The sequence below is a fragment of the Serratia sp. D1N4 genome, from assembly GCF_054552755.1.
In genome coordinates, this window is sequence record NZ_CM137274.1 from 3,117,550 (window position 1) to 3,132,026 (window position 14,477).

General features: G+C 57.4%; 16 protein-coding genes and 1 riboswitch. Of the genes, 12 read left to right on the forward strand and 4 right to left on the reverse strand.

Going from position 1 to position 14,477, the window contains the following annotated elements; translation table 11 throughout:
* Positions 1-6 precede the first annotated feature (6 nt).
* From cbiB to ACX1CU_RS14000, 4 genes are all read right to left on the reverse strand, one after another.
* Entirely contained in the window at positions 7-963 is a 957-nt protein-coding gene (gene cbiB, locus ACX1CU_RS13985) for an adenosylcobinamide-phosphate synthase CbiB (RefSeq protein WP_459398902.1), read from the reverse strand.
* Positions 960-2,342, reverse strand: a complete 1,383-nt coding sequence (locus tag ACX1CU_RS13990; protein ID WP_459398903.1) for a cobyrinate a,c-diamide synthase — start codon at positions 2,340-2,342, stop codon at positions 960-962. Before ACX1CU_RS13990 ends, cbiB begins: the two co-directional genes overlap by 4 nt.
* A 173-nt stretch (positions 2,343-2,515) precedes the next feature.
* Positions 2,516-2,721: riboswitch (cobalamin riboswitch) on the reverse strand.
* 279 nt (positions 2,722-3,000) lie between these two features.
* Positions 3,001-3,906 (reverse strand): transcriptional regulator PocR, encoded by a 906-nt coding sequence (pocR, locus tag ACX1CU_RS13995; RefSeq protein ID WP_459398904.1) that lies wholly within the window; start codon positions 3,904-3,906, stop codon positions 3,001-3,003.
* Between the two features lie 243 nt (positions 3,907-4,149).
* Positions 4,150-4,959, reverse strand: coding sequence for an MIP/aquaporin family protein (locus tag ACX1CU_RS14000; protein ID WP_459398905.1), 810 nt, complete (start codon positions 4,957-4,959; stop codon positions 4,150-4,152).
* Positions 4,960-5,467: 508 nt separating this feature from the next.
* Between ACX1CU_RS14000 and pduA the strand changes: the two genes are divergently transcribed.
* The 12 genes from pduA to ACX1CU_RS14060 all read left to right on the forward strand — a co-directional run bounded on the left by pduA (position 5,468) and on the right by ACX1CU_RS14060 (position 14,247).
* Positions 5,468-5,752: a propanediol utilization microcompartment protein PduA gene (gene pduA / locus ACX1CU_RS14005; protein WP_459398906.1), complete on the forward strand. Its 285-nt coding sequence runs from the start codon at positions 5,468-5,470 to the stop codon at positions 5,750-5,752.
* Positions 5,749-6,561: a propanediol utilization microcompartment protein PduB gene (pduB, locus tag ACX1CU_RS14010; protein WP_459398907.1), complete on the forward strand. Its 813-nt coding sequence runs from the start codon at positions 5,749-5,751 to the stop codon at positions 6,559-6,561. The genes pduA and pduB overlap by 4 nt, the downstream gene beginning before the upstream one ends.
* Positions 6,562-6,580: 19 nt before the next feature.
* Positions 6,581-8,245 carry a propanediol dehydratase large subunit PduC gene (gene pduC / locus ACX1CU_RS14015; RefSeq protein ID WP_459398908.1) on the forward strand — a complete coding sequence of 555 codons (1,665 nt, stop codon included), beginning with the start codon at positions 6,581-6,583 and terminating at the stop codon, positions 8,243-8,245.
* 15 nt (positions 8,246-8,260) lie between these two features.
* Positions 8,261-8,932 (forward strand): propanediol/glycerol family dehydratase medium subunit, encoded by a 672-nt coding sequence (locus tag ACX1CU_RS14020; protein WP_459402813.1) that lies wholly within the window; start codon positions 8,261-8,263, stop codon positions 8,930-8,932.
* Positions 8,933-8,946: 14 nt separating this feature from the next.
* A complete protein-coding gene (pduE, locus tag ACX1CU_RS14025) occupies positions 8,947-9,468 on the forward strand; it encodes a propanediol dehydratase small subunit PduE (RefSeq protein ID WP_459398909.1) in 522 nt (173 codons plus the stop codon).
* 256 nt (positions 9,469-9,724) lie between these two features.
* Complete coding sequence (locus ACX1CU_RS14030; protein ID WP_459398910.1) at positions 9,725-11,551, forward strand: diol dehydratase reactivase subunit alpha; 1,827 nt, start codon at positions 9,725-9,727, stop codon at positions 11,549-11,551.
* Entirely contained in the window at positions 11,548-11,889 is a 342-nt protein-coding gene (locus tag ACX1CU_RS14035) for a glycerol dehydratase reactivase beta/small subunit family protein (RefSeq protein WP_459398911.1), read from the forward strand. The genes ACX1CU_RS14030 and ACX1CU_RS14035 overlap by 4 nt, the downstream gene beginning before the upstream one ends.
* 191 nt (positions 11,890-12,080) lie before the next feature.
* Positions 12,081-12,356 carry a propanediol utilization microcompartment protein PduJ gene (pduJ, locus tag ACX1CU_RS14040; protein ID WP_004090424.1) on the forward strand — a complete coding sequence of 92 codons (276 nt, stop codon included), beginning with the start codon at positions 12,081-12,083 and terminating at the stop codon, positions 12,354-12,356.
* A 21-nt stretch (positions 12,357-12,377) separates the two neighbouring features.
* Positions 12,378-12,854 carry a BMC domain-containing protein gene (locus ACX1CU_RS14045; protein ID WP_459398912.1) on the forward strand — a complete coding sequence of 159 codons (477 nt, stop codon included), beginning with the start codon at positions 12,378-12,380 and terminating at the stop codon, positions 12,852-12,854.
* On the forward strand, positions 12,854-13,486 hold the full coding sequence (locus tag ACX1CU_RS14050) for a phosphate propanoyltransferase (RefSeq protein ID WP_459398913.1): 633 nt from the start codon (positions 12,854-12,856) through the stop codon (positions 13,484-13,486). Before ACX1CU_RS14045 ends, ACX1CU_RS14050 begins: the two co-directional genes overlap by 1 nt.
* Complete coding sequence (gene pduM / locus ACX1CU_RS14055; RefSeq protein WP_459398914.1) at positions 13,483-13,965, forward strand: microcompartment protein PduM; 483 nt, start codon at positions 13,483-13,485, stop codon at positions 13,963-13,965. The genes ACX1CU_RS14050 and pduM overlap by 4 nt, the downstream gene beginning before the upstream one ends.
* A gap of 3 nt (positions 13,966-13,968) precedes the next feature.
* A complete protein-coding gene (locus ACX1CU_RS14060; protein WP_337263764.1) occupies positions 13,969-14,247 on the forward strand; it encodes a EutN/CcmL family microcompartment protein in 279 nt (92 codons plus the stop codon).
* Positions 14,248-14,477 lie beyond the last annotated feature (230 nt).

The window sequence follows — 14,477 nt, forward strand, 5'->3', positions numbered from 1 at the left end:
CCTTCTCTAAGCGCCAACCCACAGCAGGCGCAGCAGTGTAAATAGCAGCAACGCCAGCAACGCGGCGCTCTTCATCAATTGAATGCTGCGGGGGATATCCATCAACGCCACTTCCCGCTGGCCGTCGCCGATCCAGGGCTTTTCTACCCGCTGGCCAAAGTAATCATTCGGCCCACCCAAGCGGATACCTAATGCTCCGGCCACCGTTGCCTCCGGCCAGGCACAGTTCGGGCTGGAATGCTGATAACGATCGCGCCAGCCAATACGCAAGGCGCGGCGATAGTTCAGCCCTGCCAACCAAGCGGCAACGCTCAGCAGCAGCCAGCTCAGCCTAGCCGGTAGCCAGTTGGCGAAATCATCCATCCGTGCCGATACATAGCCGATGGCGCGATATTGCGGCGTTTTGTAACCCACCATCGAATCGAGGGTATTGACCGCTTTATAGGCCATCGCCAGCGGCGCGCCGCCGAGCAGCAGGAAAAACAGTGGTGCAATCACGCCGTCCACGCTGTTTTCTGCCACCGTCTCCACCACCGCCCGGGTGATTTGCGGGGCTTCCAGCTGCGAGGTATCACGCCCGACAATCCACGACAGCCTGCGGCGGCTTTCTTCCAGCCCGGCATGTTTCAGCGCGTGATGCACCTCCATCGCCGCATCTTCCAGGCAGCGCGCGGCCAGCAGGGTGTAGATCAGCCATACTTCGGCCAGCCAGCCGAGCCAGGGGTGGATCTGCGTCAGCAGCGTTAAAAATCCCCAACTGAGCAGCCACACCAGCCCAACGACCGTCAGCCACAGCAACCCGCCGCCGATCCTGAGCGCCCTTTCGCTGTGGCAAACGCGGCGGATCAGGCGTTGCAGCACGTTAATCAGGTTGCCGATCCAGCGCACCGGATGCGGCCAGTGCGGCGGATCGCCCAGCAGGCGGTCGAGTAGAAAAGCCACCATCCAGGCCGCCAGCGTCATAGCACACTCCTAGCCGCCGTCAGCCAGCGATCCAACAGGCCGGGGCGTTGTGCGAAGTGAATATGCAGATAGCTGGCCTGAGTGCGGCCAAGCTGATATCCCCCCTGCCAGCGCTGCACCGCAACGCCGTCGCGCCATTTGGCGCAGTCAAATACCGGCGTCAGCGGGCTGGAAAAATCGGAATAGTGAAACTCGTGGCCGCGCAGGGTTTCCCCCTCGGCGGCCAGCAAGGTGTCGGTACGGGCCTGCCATTGGCAATAGCCAAAACGCGTCAGGCGCTCCCCCATGCGGCTTTCCCCCGGCAAAATACCGATCATCCGGTGGCGCTGCCCGGCACTGTCGGTCAACCCTTGGCCGAGATACATCAGGCCGCCGCATTCGGCATAGATCGGAATGTGCCGCCGATGCGCCGTCTGTAGCGCGGCGTGCATCTGCGGGTTGGCCGCCAGCTGTGCCGCATGCACCTCCGGGTAGCCGCCGCCAAGGTAGATCATCTGGCAATCCGGCAACTGGCGATCGTGCAGTGGGCTGAAACGCTGGATGCGCACGCCCGCCTGTTCCAGCAGATCGAGGTTATCCAGGTAGTAGAAGTTAAAGGCGTCGTCTTCGGCCAAGGCCAGGGTTAAGCCTGCCGCCAGTTCAGGCGCGGGTAATACCGGGGGCTGTCCGGCCGGTTGGCGGGTCGATAAGGTTAGCGCCAGCAAGCGATCGAGATCGATATGGGCTTCCACCTGCTGCGCCAACTGCTGCCAGCAGGGATCGTTGCCAGCGGTGTCTTGCGCGGGAATCAGCCCAAGATGGCGCGACGGTAACGCCACCTCCGCCAGCACCGGCAAACGCCCTAAAACCGGCACGGCGCAATAACGTTCGATAGCCTGACGGATCAGTTGGTAATGGTGGTCTGAATTCACCCGGTTGACGATCACGCCAGCCAGTTTCAGCGCCGGATCAAACTGGCGGAAACCGAGCACGGTTGCCGCCACCGAGGTAGATACCGCTTTACCATCCACCAGCAGGATCACCGGGCAATCTAGCTGCTTGGCCAGCGCCGCGCTGCTGCAATAATTGGGGTCGATGCCATAGCCGTCATACAGCCCCATCACGCCTTCGATCACTGCCACATCGGCGTGGCGCAAATGCTGGTTATACAGGCCGTTGAGGGTTGCCGCTGGCAGCATAAAGGCATCCAGATTGCGCGATGCCACGCCGGAGACGGCACGGTGCCAGCCGGTATCCAGATAGTCGGGGCCGACCTTGAAGGGTTGCACGCGCAGGCCGCGCTGTTGCAGCGCCCGCAGGATGCCGAGCGTCAGCGTGGTTTTGCCACAGCCGCTGCCGGTGCCTGCGATCAGAAAAGCCCTTTTACCCGTTAGCTGCATAAAAAAATCCCGGCCACTCGGTCGGGATTCGGTGTCGAAAAGATACGCTCGCGCAGCGCCAACGCTGCACGTATCTAGTGACAACCCGCTTCCCTCCGAAGGAGTTGAATGTCTAGCCCCAAAGCACTTGGCGGTGCAGGTAGGTAGCTAACACCTTTGCAGCGTTAAGTACGAAGGGGGTAAGCCAACTGGCCGGTCTTCTGGCTTAGCGTCATCCTCATCCACTCCCTTCCCGATCTACAGATCAGTGGCATAACCAGCGCCTGGCTATACAGTGGAATCGTCAGCATCACAGCAGCGGGGGCTGCGGGGGATTGACACCCCCTTCCCAATCACAATTTATTCAGATTGTGAGTTATCCAGTTGGCGATAATAATTCTTTTACCTAGCTCATTTAAGCTATCAATTTATTAACATTGCGATAGCATTAAATATTTTCTCTATAGAATGTCTTACTGATAATAATTAATATACGTCAGCTAATTAATAAAAAAATGTTCAGTTTATTCTTTTGCGAAAAAAATGTGGCCATAGGATAGTAAAATATTGCTCTCTGATAATGGCTATGACTGTTACAGCAAGAGGTTCAGGCTTATTTTAAGATTCTATAAATAACAAAATATTGTTATCTGCCGCCGCCGCTCAATAGCGCCGTGCGTTACTCCACCAAATTGTGCTGTTCGATCGCCAGCGAGCGGAATGCCTGCGGCGTCACATTATAAGTCTGGCGGAATACCTTGCAGAAATAGCTGGTTTGCGAGAAACCCAGGTTTTTCGCAATGCTGGCGATACTCCAGTCACTGTGCTGTAACATTTCCCTGGCATTGGCCATGCGCTGCTGATTTATCCACACGTTGAAGCCAACGCCCTGATATTTTTTAAATAACTTGCTGAAATAGTAAGGGCTGAGATACACCTTGGCCGCCACGTCTTCAAGGCGCAACTCCTCTGAAAGATGAGCGTCAATATAGCGCAGCGCCTTTTTCATTTTCGCTTCATGCGGATTGGGCTGGCGCACCTTAGCCTGTTCTTTCGCCTCGTTATTATCTTTTATTACCACAAAGTTGAGATGCTTTTTCAGGCAGTTTTCCACGATCAGCTTCAGCAGATCCGCCGAGGCAATCACCCGTGAATATTCCATCACTTGCACATTATGGAACTCATCCAGCAGCGCCGGATCCTTTTGCCAGCAATCATCAACGCTGAGGATATCAATCAGCCCGACCTCCTGTTGCAGCCTGACCTGCCCGCACAGCACAAACCCCACCAAATGGCCGGCAATCACCAGCGGAATAGAGAAATCCGTCAAGCCTGCATGGCAGCGATAGATACAGGGTTCATTGGATTTTGAGGCTTCAAGGCCCCCACAACGGTCGCTCATGCGGCAACGGAGATGATTGACAGGATCCTGGCGCATCATCTGGCAAAATGAGGTGAAATTAAACAGATCGGAGATTTCCTCACCGTGAATGTTCACAACCACGACGGCTAATCCCGTAGCCTGAGCAAAGTCTTGGGCAATTTTATTGATGAGTTCTGAGTTAAGTAAACTGGCAGAAATCATTATAGCCCTCCCTAAGTGAAGTTTTATTTATTATGATAAGCCATCCCTACTGTTATCAGATTGTTATTTTTTTGCTTTTATCCCCAGAAGGAAAATTAAAAGATAAGACCCGTTAATTGATATTAAAGAACAGCACTTAAGCCTATCAGACTAATAAAAAACCCGAAATCGATTTTCATGGATTAACCCAAACAGATCACAAAAATTATCCTCACCCCGGTTAGGGAGTGAGGACGATAAAAATCAGGTTTTTTCCTCTTCTAATTGGCAGGCATTACACGGCAGGTTTTTGCCAATTAAATAGCGGTAGCCAGCAGCGCCTAAGCAGGCACCGATCACCGGAGCGACGATCGGCACAATGAAATAAGGAATGTCGCGCCCGCCGGTCATCACCACTTTGCCCCAACCGGCAAAGAACGCGAACAGCTTAGGCCCAAAGTCACGCGCCGGATTCATGGCAAACCCGGTCAACGGGCCCATCGAAGCGCCGATTACCGCCACCAGAATACCGATCAACAAAGGCGCCAATGGCCCGCGCGGCACGCCGTTGCCGTCATCGGTCAGCGCCATCACCAGGCACATCAGAATGGCGGTAATAACGATTTCAACCAGGGATGCCTGTAGCACACTGATGGTAGGGTTTGGATAAGTGCTGAAAATACTGGCCAGTTGCAGGCTTTCCAGGCTGCCGCGTACCATATTTTTCGCCGCTTCGGTTTCGGCAAACAGATTGTGGTAGAGGGCATAAACCAGCGCCGCGCCGCAAAAGGCACCGGCAATCTGCGAGACGCAGTAGCCCAGCACTTTGCCGCGTGGGAAACAGGCAAACAGCCACATGGCGATAGTGATCGCCGGGTTCAGGTGCCCGCCAGAAATCCCCGCCGTCAGATAAACCGCCAGAGAAATCCCCAACCCCCAGACGATGCAGATTTCCCACAGGCCAAAATTAGCTCCGGCCAACTTCGCCGCACAAAGGCACCCGGCACCGAAGAAAACAAACAGCCCGGTGCCGAGAAACTCGGCAATACATTGCGCTTTCAGTGAATCATTCATAACCTTCCCCTGCGTGATTGGATGAGGAATCAGCCCACATCAGCTGGCTTCCGGGCAACAGCAATACTGCGAACTACTATAGGGAGCGGGCAAACGAAAGTGTTGTTGCAATAGCTAAACGGCGAGGGAAAAACTTGCTTGGCAATAAGAGATTATTGTTATTGATAATTTGAAAAATCATTTATTCTCAGGGTAATAGATAGGGTTTTATTTAAAGCCAAAATAACACTTTCTTGTTCTACCCTTCTTCCGTTATTGCTATCCAGCTCTCAATTTTCACTCTCTGACGCCAATAATAAAATTTCAGATTAAAACAGAAATTTGAAAAGCTAATTTTTGTTAAATCCGATAATTATTAAATCAACGTAAAAACAGCAAGATAGCCCATTCCGATATCCGGTTTTTATTATCAACTCACCAACCATTCTCCGCAAACAATTTAAGTCAGCCATTCTTTTTCGTTGCTTATTTGTATATTCGCTGCATCACAGTCCTGACAGAGGTGTTTATGCAACAAGAAGCATTAGGAATGGTGGAAACCAAAGGGTTAGCCGCCGCCATCGAAGCCGCCGACACCATGGTGAAGTCTGCCAACGTGGTGCTGGTGGGTTACGAGAAAATTGGCTCTGGCCTGGTGACCGTCATCGTCCGCGGTGACGTGGGCGCAGTGAAAGCGGCAACCGATGCCGGTGCCTCTGCCGCCGCCCGGGTGGGTGAAGTCAAAGCCACTCACGTCATCCCACGCCCACATACCGACGTGGAAAAATTCTTACCGAAGGGAAATAGCCAATGAGCAGCCATGACCTGGTCGACAAAATCATGGCCCAGGTGATAGCCAAAGTCAGCGAGCACACCCCGGCTGCTTCCTCACCACTCACGCACACAACACGAGATACGGTTATGGCAGAAAAAACCTGCAGTTTAACGGAATTCGTCGGGACCGCCATTGGCGACACGGTGGGTCTGGTTATCGCTAACGTCGACAGCGCCCTGCTGAGCGCCATGAAGCTGGAAAAGAGCTATCGCTCGATCGGCATTCTCGGTGCCCGCACCGGCGCTGGCCCGCACATCATGGCGGCGGATGAAGCCGTCAAGGCCACCAATACCGAAGTGGTGAGCATCGAACTGCCGCGCGATACCAAAGGCGGCGCGGGCCACGGCTCGCTGATCGTCTTCGGCGGTAACGACGTTTCCGACGTGAAACGCGCGGTTGAAGTGGCGCTGAAAGAGCTGGATCGCACCTTCGGCGACGTTTACGCCAATGAAGCGGGCCATATCGAGCTGCAATATACCGCCCGCGCCAGCTATGCGCTGGAAAAAGCCTTTGGCGCACCGGTGGGCCGCTCTTGCGGGGTGATCGTCGGCGCTCCGGCCGCCGTCGGCGTGCTGATGGCCGATACGGCGGTGAAATCCGCCAACGTCGACGTGGTGGCCTACAGCTCACCGGCACAGGGCACCAGCTACAGCAACGAGGTGATTCTGGTGATCTCCGGTGACTCCGGCGCGGTGCGTCAGGCGGTGATTTCCGCCCGTGAGATTGGCAAAACCGTTCTGGCCACGCTGGGTGCCGAACCGAAAAACGACCGCCCTTCTTATATCTGATGCCAAGTGAGGCTGTTTCATGAAATCGAAAAGATTTGAAGCACTGGCAAAACGCCCGGTCAACCAGGACGGCTTTGTCAAAGAGTGGATCGAGGAAGGCTTTATCGCCATGGAAAGCCCTAACGATCCCAAGCCGTCGATCAAAATCGTCGGCGGCGTCATCACCGAACTGGACGGCAAGCCGCAGAGCGAGTTTGACCTGATCGACCACTTTATTGCCCGCTACGGCATCAATCTGGCGCGAGCGGAAGAAGTGATGGCGATGGATTCGGTGAAGCTGGCCAATATGCTGTGCGATCCCAACGTCTCTCGCGCCACCATCGTGCCGCTGACCACCGCCATGACTCCGGCGAAGATCGTCGAAGTGGTGTCGCATATGAACGTGGTGGAAATGATGATGTCGATGCAGAAAATGCGCGCCCGTCGTACCCCGTCACAGCAGGCCCACGTCACCAACGTGAAAGATAACCCGGTGCAGATCGCCGCCGATGCCGCAGAAGGTGCCTTCCGTGGCTTCGATGAGCAGGAAACCACCGTTGCGGTAGCCCGTTATGCGCCGTTCAACGCCATCGCGCTGCTGGTCGGCTCGCAGATTGGCCGCCCTGGCGTGCTGACCCAATGCTCGCTGGAAGAAGCCACCGAACTGAAACTCGGCATGCTGGGCCACACCTGCTATGCGGAAACCATCTCGGTGTACGGCACCGAACCGGTGTTTACCGACGGCGATGATACCCCGTGGTCGAAAGGCTTCCTGGCTTCGTCCTACGCCTCACGCGGGTTGAAAATGCGCTTTACCTCCGGCTCTGGCTCCGAAGTGCAGATGGGCTATGCGGAAGGTAAATCGATGCTCTACCTGGAAGCCCGCTGCATTTACATCACCAAAGCCGCCGGGGTTCAGGGGCTGCAAAACGGTTCGGTCAGCTGCGTGGGCGTGCCTTCCGCCGTGCCTTCCGGCATTCGGGCCATTCTGGCTGAGAACCTGATCTGCTCCGCGTTGGATCTGGAGTGCGCCTCCAGTAACGACCAGACCTTTACCCACTCGGACATGCGCCGCACCGCTCGCCTGCTGATGCAGTTCCTGCCGGGAACCGACTTTATCTCCTCCGGTTATTCCGCGGTGCCGAACTACGACAACATGTTCGCCGGTTCGAACGAAGACGCGGAAGACTTTGACGATTACAACGTGCTGCAACGCGACCTGAAAGTGGACGGCGGCCTGCGCCCGGTGCGCGAAGAGGACGTGGTCGCCATCCGTAACAAGGCCGCCCGCGCGCTGCAAGCGGTGTTTGCCGGTATGGGGCTGCCGCCGATCACCGATGAAGAAGTCACCGCCGCCACCTACGCCCACGGTTCGAAAGATATGCCGGAACGTAACATCGTCGAGGATATCAAGTTCGCGCAGGAAGTGATCAGCAAAAACCGCACCGGCCTGGAAGTGATTAAAGCGCTGGCGCAGGGCGGCTTCGAAGATGTGGCGCAGGACATGCTCAACATCCAAAAAGCCAAGATCGCCGGTGACTACCTGCACACGTCGGCCATCATCGTCGGCAACAACCAAGTGCGATCGGCAGTCAACGATCTCAACGACTATGCCGGCCCGGCCACCGGTTACCGGCTGCAAGGCGCACGCTGGGAAGAGATCAAAAACATTCCTAACGCACTTGATCCTAACGCGATCGATTAAGGGGTTCACGTCATGGTGGATATTAACGAAAAACTACTGCGCCAGATTATTGAAGGCGTGTTGCAGGAAATGCAGGTGGAACAAAAAACGGTTTCTTTCCAACCGGAAGTACCCGCCGCTGCACAGCCTGCAATCGCTTCAGGCAGCAGCTTCCTGACCGAAGTGGGTGAAGCCAAGCCAGGCAACAGCCAGGATGAAGTGATTATTGCCGTCGGCCCGGCGTTTGGCCTGTCGCAGACCGTCAACATCGTCGGCCTGTCGCATAAAAACATCCTGCGCGAACTGATCGCCGGTATCGAAGAAGAAGGCATCAAGGCGCGCGTGATCCGCTGCTTTAAGTCGTCCGACGTCGCCTTTGTGGCGGTGGAAGGCAACCGCCTCAGCGGTTCCGGCATTGCCATCGGCGTTCAGTCGAAGGGCACCACGGTGATCCATCAGCAAGGCTTGCCGCCGCTTTCCAACCTGGAGCTGTTCCCACAGGCACCGCTGCTGACGCTGGAAACTTACCGGATGATCGGTAAAAACGCCGCCCGCTACGCCAAACGGGAATCACCACAGCCGGTACCGACGCTGAACGATCAGATGGCCCGGCCAAAATATCAGGCCAAATCAGCGATTCTGCATATTAAAGAAACCAAGTATGTGGTGACCGGCAAGAATCCGCAGGAACTCCGGGTGCAGCTTTAACAAAGGAAAACACAATGAATTCCGAAGCTATTGAATCCATGGTGCGCGATGTCCTGAGCAAAATGAACAGCTTGCAAGGGCAGACCGTCACCACCGCCACGCCGCCAGCAGCTAACGGCAGCAAAGCCAAAGTGGCCGATTATCCGCTGGCGAACAAACACCCGGAATGGGTGAAAACCGCCACCAACAAAACGCTGGATGATCTGACGCTGGCCAACGTGCTCAACGGCAGCGTTACGCCGCAGGACTTGCGCATTACGCCAGAAATCCTGCGCATTCAGGCCGATATCGCCCGCGATGCGGGCCGCGATCGCCTGGCGATGAACTTTGAGCGTGCGGCAGAGCTGACGGCGGTGCCCGATGACAAGGTGCTGGATATCTACAACGCCCTGCGCCCGTTCCGCTCCAGCAAAGAAGAGCTGAACGCCATCGCTGACGATCTGGAGAAAAACTACCACGCCAAGATTTGCGGTGCGTTTGTCCGCGAGGCGGCGGCGCTGTACGTGCAGCGCAAAAAACTCAAAGGCGACGATTAAGGCCAAGCTAAAACCGTTCCCTTCGTTGGGGAAAGGAGAGCTAACCAGTCCCCTCCCCCTCCGGGAGGGGCGCACTGTTCAGCATTATGGTGAGGGGGATGCCCAGCTAACCCGTGCGGCGAACCAGTCCCCTCTCCCTTGGGGAGAGGGTTAGGGTGAGGGGGAAGTTCACTGTGGCTATTGCCTTTCATTCCGGCCCTCTCCTACTTGGAGAGGGGCGTTACCACCAGCATAGAATTAACACTGAGGGCGGGACATGCGTTACATAGCAGGTGTGGATATCGGTAACTCATCAACGGAAGTGGCGTTGGCGCGCTGTGATGCCGGTGGGCGGCTCGAGTTCGTCACCAGTACCCTGACGGAAACCACCGGGATCAAAGGCACCCAGCGCAATATGTTTGGCATCCGTCAGGCGCTGGACATGCTGGTGGCCAAAGCGGGCATCGCCCTGAGTGATATCAGCCTGATCCGCATCAACGAAGCCACGCCGGTGATTGGCGATGTGGCGATGGAGACCATTACCGAAACCATCATCACCGAGTCCACCATGATCGGTCACAACCCGAAAACCCCCGGCGGACTGGGGCTCGGGGTGGGCATTACCATCACGATGGCCGAACTGGTCACGCGCGATCCGTCGCAGCCCTACATTCTGGTGGTGCCGAAAGCGGTGGATTTTGCCGATGTCGCCAGCGTGGTTAACGCCGCCAACGGCGCCGGTTACCGCATCACCGCCGTGATTATGCAGCGTGACGACGGCGTGCTGGTGAGCAACCGTCTTGCGCACCCGTTGCCGATCGTTGACGAAGTGCTGCATATCGACCGCATCCCAATGGGCATGCTGGCGGCGGTTGAAGTGGCCATGCCGGGCAAGGTGATCGAGACCCTCTCCAACCCCTACGGCATCGCCACCGTGTTCTCGCTCAGTGCCGAAGAGACTAAAAATATCGTCCCGGTAGCCCGCGCCCTGATCGGCACCCGTTCAGCGGTGGTGGTCAAAACCCCGGAAGGCGACGTCAAGGCACGTTCGATACCCGCTGGTCATCTGGAGCTGTTAGCCGATGGCCGCACCTTACGGGTGGACGTTGCCGCAGGCAGTGAAGCGATCATGAACGCCGTCAACGCTTGCCGCCGCATGGAGAACGCTAGCGGTGAGGCGGGCAGCAACATAGGCGGCATGCTGGAACACGTGCGCCAGACCATGGCAGAGCTAACGAATAAGCCCACCAGGGAAATCTTTATTCAGGATCTGCTGGCCGTGGATACTTCAGTGCCGGTGAACGTGACCGGCGGGCTGGCTGGCGAGTTCTCGCTGGAGCAAGCGGTGGGCATTGCCTCAATGGTGAAGTCCGATCGGCTGCAAATGGCGCGTATCGCCAGTGAAATCGAACAGACGCTGCATATCGACGTGCAGGTCGGCGGTGCCGAAGCCGAAGCCGCAATCCTCGGTGCTATGACCACCCCCGGCACCCGCGCACCGCTGGCGATCCTCGATCTCGGTGCCGGTTCAACGGACGCATCGATCATCAACGCGAAAGGCGAAATCATCGCCACCCACCTGGCCGGAGCCGGGGACATGGTGACGATGATTATCGCTTCGGAACTGGGTCTGGAAGATCGCTATCTGGCCGAAGACATCAAAAAGTACCCGCTGGCCAAGGTGGAAAGCCTGTTCCACCTGCGCCATGAGGACGGCAGCGTGCAGTTTTTCCCCCAGCCGCTGCCCGCCGACGTTTTTGCCCGCCTGGTGGTAGTGAAACCAGAAAATCTGCTGCCGCTGCCCGGCGAGTACTCACTGGAAAAAGTGCGCAATATCCGCCGCTCGGCCAAGCAGCGGGTGTTTGTCACCAATGCGCTGCGCGCCCTGCGCCAGGTCAGCCCAACCGGCAATATCCGCGATATTCCGTTCGTGGTGTTGGTAGGCGGCTCGTCGCTGGATTTTGAAATTCCACAGCTGGTGACCGACGCCCTCGCCCACTACAAGCTGGTGGCCGGGCGCGGCAACATTCGCGCCTGCGAAGGCCCGCGTAATGCGGTCGCCACCGGCCTGATCCTCTCTTATCAGCGGGAGGTCGCACGATGATCGCCGCCAATGATGCACCCACGATTGCGATCAGCGCCGCACCGGGAGCCACCGAACAGCAATGGCAACAGGTGCTGCTCGGCATTGAAGAGGAAGGTATCCCTTGGCGCTGGCAGCCGGACGACGATGGCGAGGTAGTGCAACGCGCCTGGCAGGCCGCCGCCCGCTCTCTGCTGCTGGTGGGGCTGGCCTGTACTGACAACGAGATGGTGGTGCATTACCGCAATTTACCTGCCGATCAGCCGCTGTTTCGGCTGGCCGGGCCACAGGAGGACGATCGGTGGCGGCGTTTGGGTAACAACGCCGCGCGCTTGGTAAAGGGTTTGCCCTTTAAATAAACGCAGTCATAACGCTACAGCTTGAAGAATGTAAGGGCATACCCAATGGATTTCGAGTCGCAGCTAGGTGGCAAGTTCGCGCATCCCCAGGAGCTTACTCAAGTAAGTGACTGGGGTGTGTGAACGCAGCCAACAACGCTGTGGCTTGAAAGACGAAGGGTATAAAAAGTGAATATCACAGGAGAAAACAAATGAATAACGCATTAGGGCTGGTTGAAACAAAAGGCTTGGTCGCGGCCATTGAAGCCGCCGACGCCATGGTGAAATCCGCCAACGTGCAGTTGGTCGGTTACGAGAAAATCGGCTCCGGGCTGGTCACCGTGATGGTGCGCGGCGACGTTGGGGCGGTCAAGGCGGCGGTGGATGCCGGTTCAGCGGCCGCCAGCGCGGTGGGCGAAGTGAAGTCCTGCCATGTGATCCCACGCCCGCACAGCGATGTGGAAGCCATTCTGCCCACTTCAGCCTAAAGGTAACAACAGGAGCACAGCGTGAAAACGTCACTGGGATTACTCGAAGTTAGCGGTTTGGCGCTGGCGATTGGCGCGGCGGATGCCATGGTGAAAGCCGCATCCGTCCAGTTGGTCGGGATGGAAAAAACCAACGGTTCGGGCTGGATGCTGATCCGACTCACCGGCGATGTGGCATCCGTTCAGGCGGCGATTGCCACCGGCGCGGCCTTTGCCGCACAGCGCAGCGGGCTGGTAGCGCAAGCGGTGCTGGCCCGCCCGGCAGATACCCTGCTGGCGCACTGGCAGCCGCCGCAGCCCGCAGCGGCAGTGCTACCCGCCGTTGAAGAAGAACAGGCCCAGGATCTGCCCGAAAACCCAGAACCCGCGCTGGCAGAAGCACCGGTTTTTTCCATCGTGCGGGCAAACTGCAATCTTTGTTTGGATCCTGCCTGCCAGCGCAAAAAAGGGGATCCGCGCGACCGTTGTTTGCACAGTGCGAAAGGAGGTAAAGCCTGATGGAAAAAGCGTTGTTGGAACCCGTGGTCAGCAAGATCCTCGACGAGATGCGCCTGCGTCCGATCCCGCTTGGGGTTTCCAACCGACATGTGCATTTGTCTCAGCAGGATTACCAGCGGTTGTTCCCACAGCAGCCGCTGGCTGAGAAAAAGGCGTTGCTGCAACCCGGCCAATACGCCGCCGAGCAGAGCATCACGCTGGTCGGGCCGAAAGGCAGCTTGCACAAGGTGCGTATTCTCGGGCCGCTGCGCAGCCGCAGCCAGGTGGAGATTTCCCGCAGCGATGCCCGCACGCTGGGCGTTGCCGCGCCGTTGCGCATGTCTGGGGATCTGGACAACACGCCGGGCATCCGGCTAGTCAGCTCGTTTGCCGAACTGGAGTTGGAAAACGGCGTGATCGTGGCCCAGCGCCATATTCATATGTCACCGCTAGACGCCCTGATTTATCGGGTGCAGCACGGCGAGCGCATTCAGGTAGCGGTTCAGGGTGGTGGACGGCGGCTGGTGTTTGACGATGTGGCGATCCGCGTTTCACCGCAGATGCGGCTGGAACTGCATATCGATACCGACGAAGCCAACGCCGCCGGGGCGGACGATCCCGCTGCCTTCGCCAGCTTGGTACCTCGGTCATGAATCTGGAGCGGCTGGTCAATCTGGTGGTAGCACGGCTGGCAGAGCGTGAGCAACGGGTTTATTCCGTGAGTTTGCCGCAGCTGCGGCAAGGGCTCGAACCGGCGGTTTATTTACAGCATGCCACCCTGCATCTGCTGCTGCCGGATCCGGACTTTATGCAGCAGTTGGCCACCGGTAACAGCGCCGAACCGGCGGTGGCCGCGCTGCACGAGGCGTGGTCCTGGGGGCTACGGGTGCATATCAGCCTGCATCAGCAATTGCTGCCCACTTTGCCGCGCAAGGCGCTGCAACGCTTACCGCTGAGCCTCAGCGATCATCAGGGGCAGCCGGTCCGGCTGAGCGCCAGCAGGCTGCTGAGCTATGGCGATATCGCCACGCTCGGCCCCTGTTGGCTGATTATCAGCCCCAAAACGCGGGTGACGCCGTTGGCGCAGGATTATCTGTCAGCGCGCCGTATTCAACTGTTAAGGCAGGAGTAAATCATGCAGCTAGCCAGAGTAGTGGGTTCCGTGGTGTCAACGCAGAAATCGCCGACGCTGATCGGCAAGAAGCTGCTGCTGGTGCGGCGCGTGACCGGCGACGGGTCATTGCCCCCGGCCAGCGATAAGCCGGACGAAGTGGCGGTGGATTCCGTCGGGGCCGGTGAAGGTGAACTGGTACTGCTGTCTGGCGGTTCCAGCGCCCGTCGGGTGTTTGCCGAACCCAATGACGCCATCGATCTGGCGATTGTCGCCATCGTCGATAGCGTAAGTATCTATTAATCGGCTATGCGGAGCGTATTCTCCCCTCACCCCAGCCCTCTCCCTCAGGGAGAGGGAGTTAATACGGTGTCGTGGGCAACTGCATAAGTCAATTTGTGGCACGTTTGTCCCCTCTCACCGTAGGAGAGGGAGTTGATGCGGTGTTGTGGGCAACTGCGTAAGCCCATTTGTGGCACGTTCAGCCCCCTTCACCGTGGGAGAGGGAGTTAATGCAGTGTTGTGGGCAACTG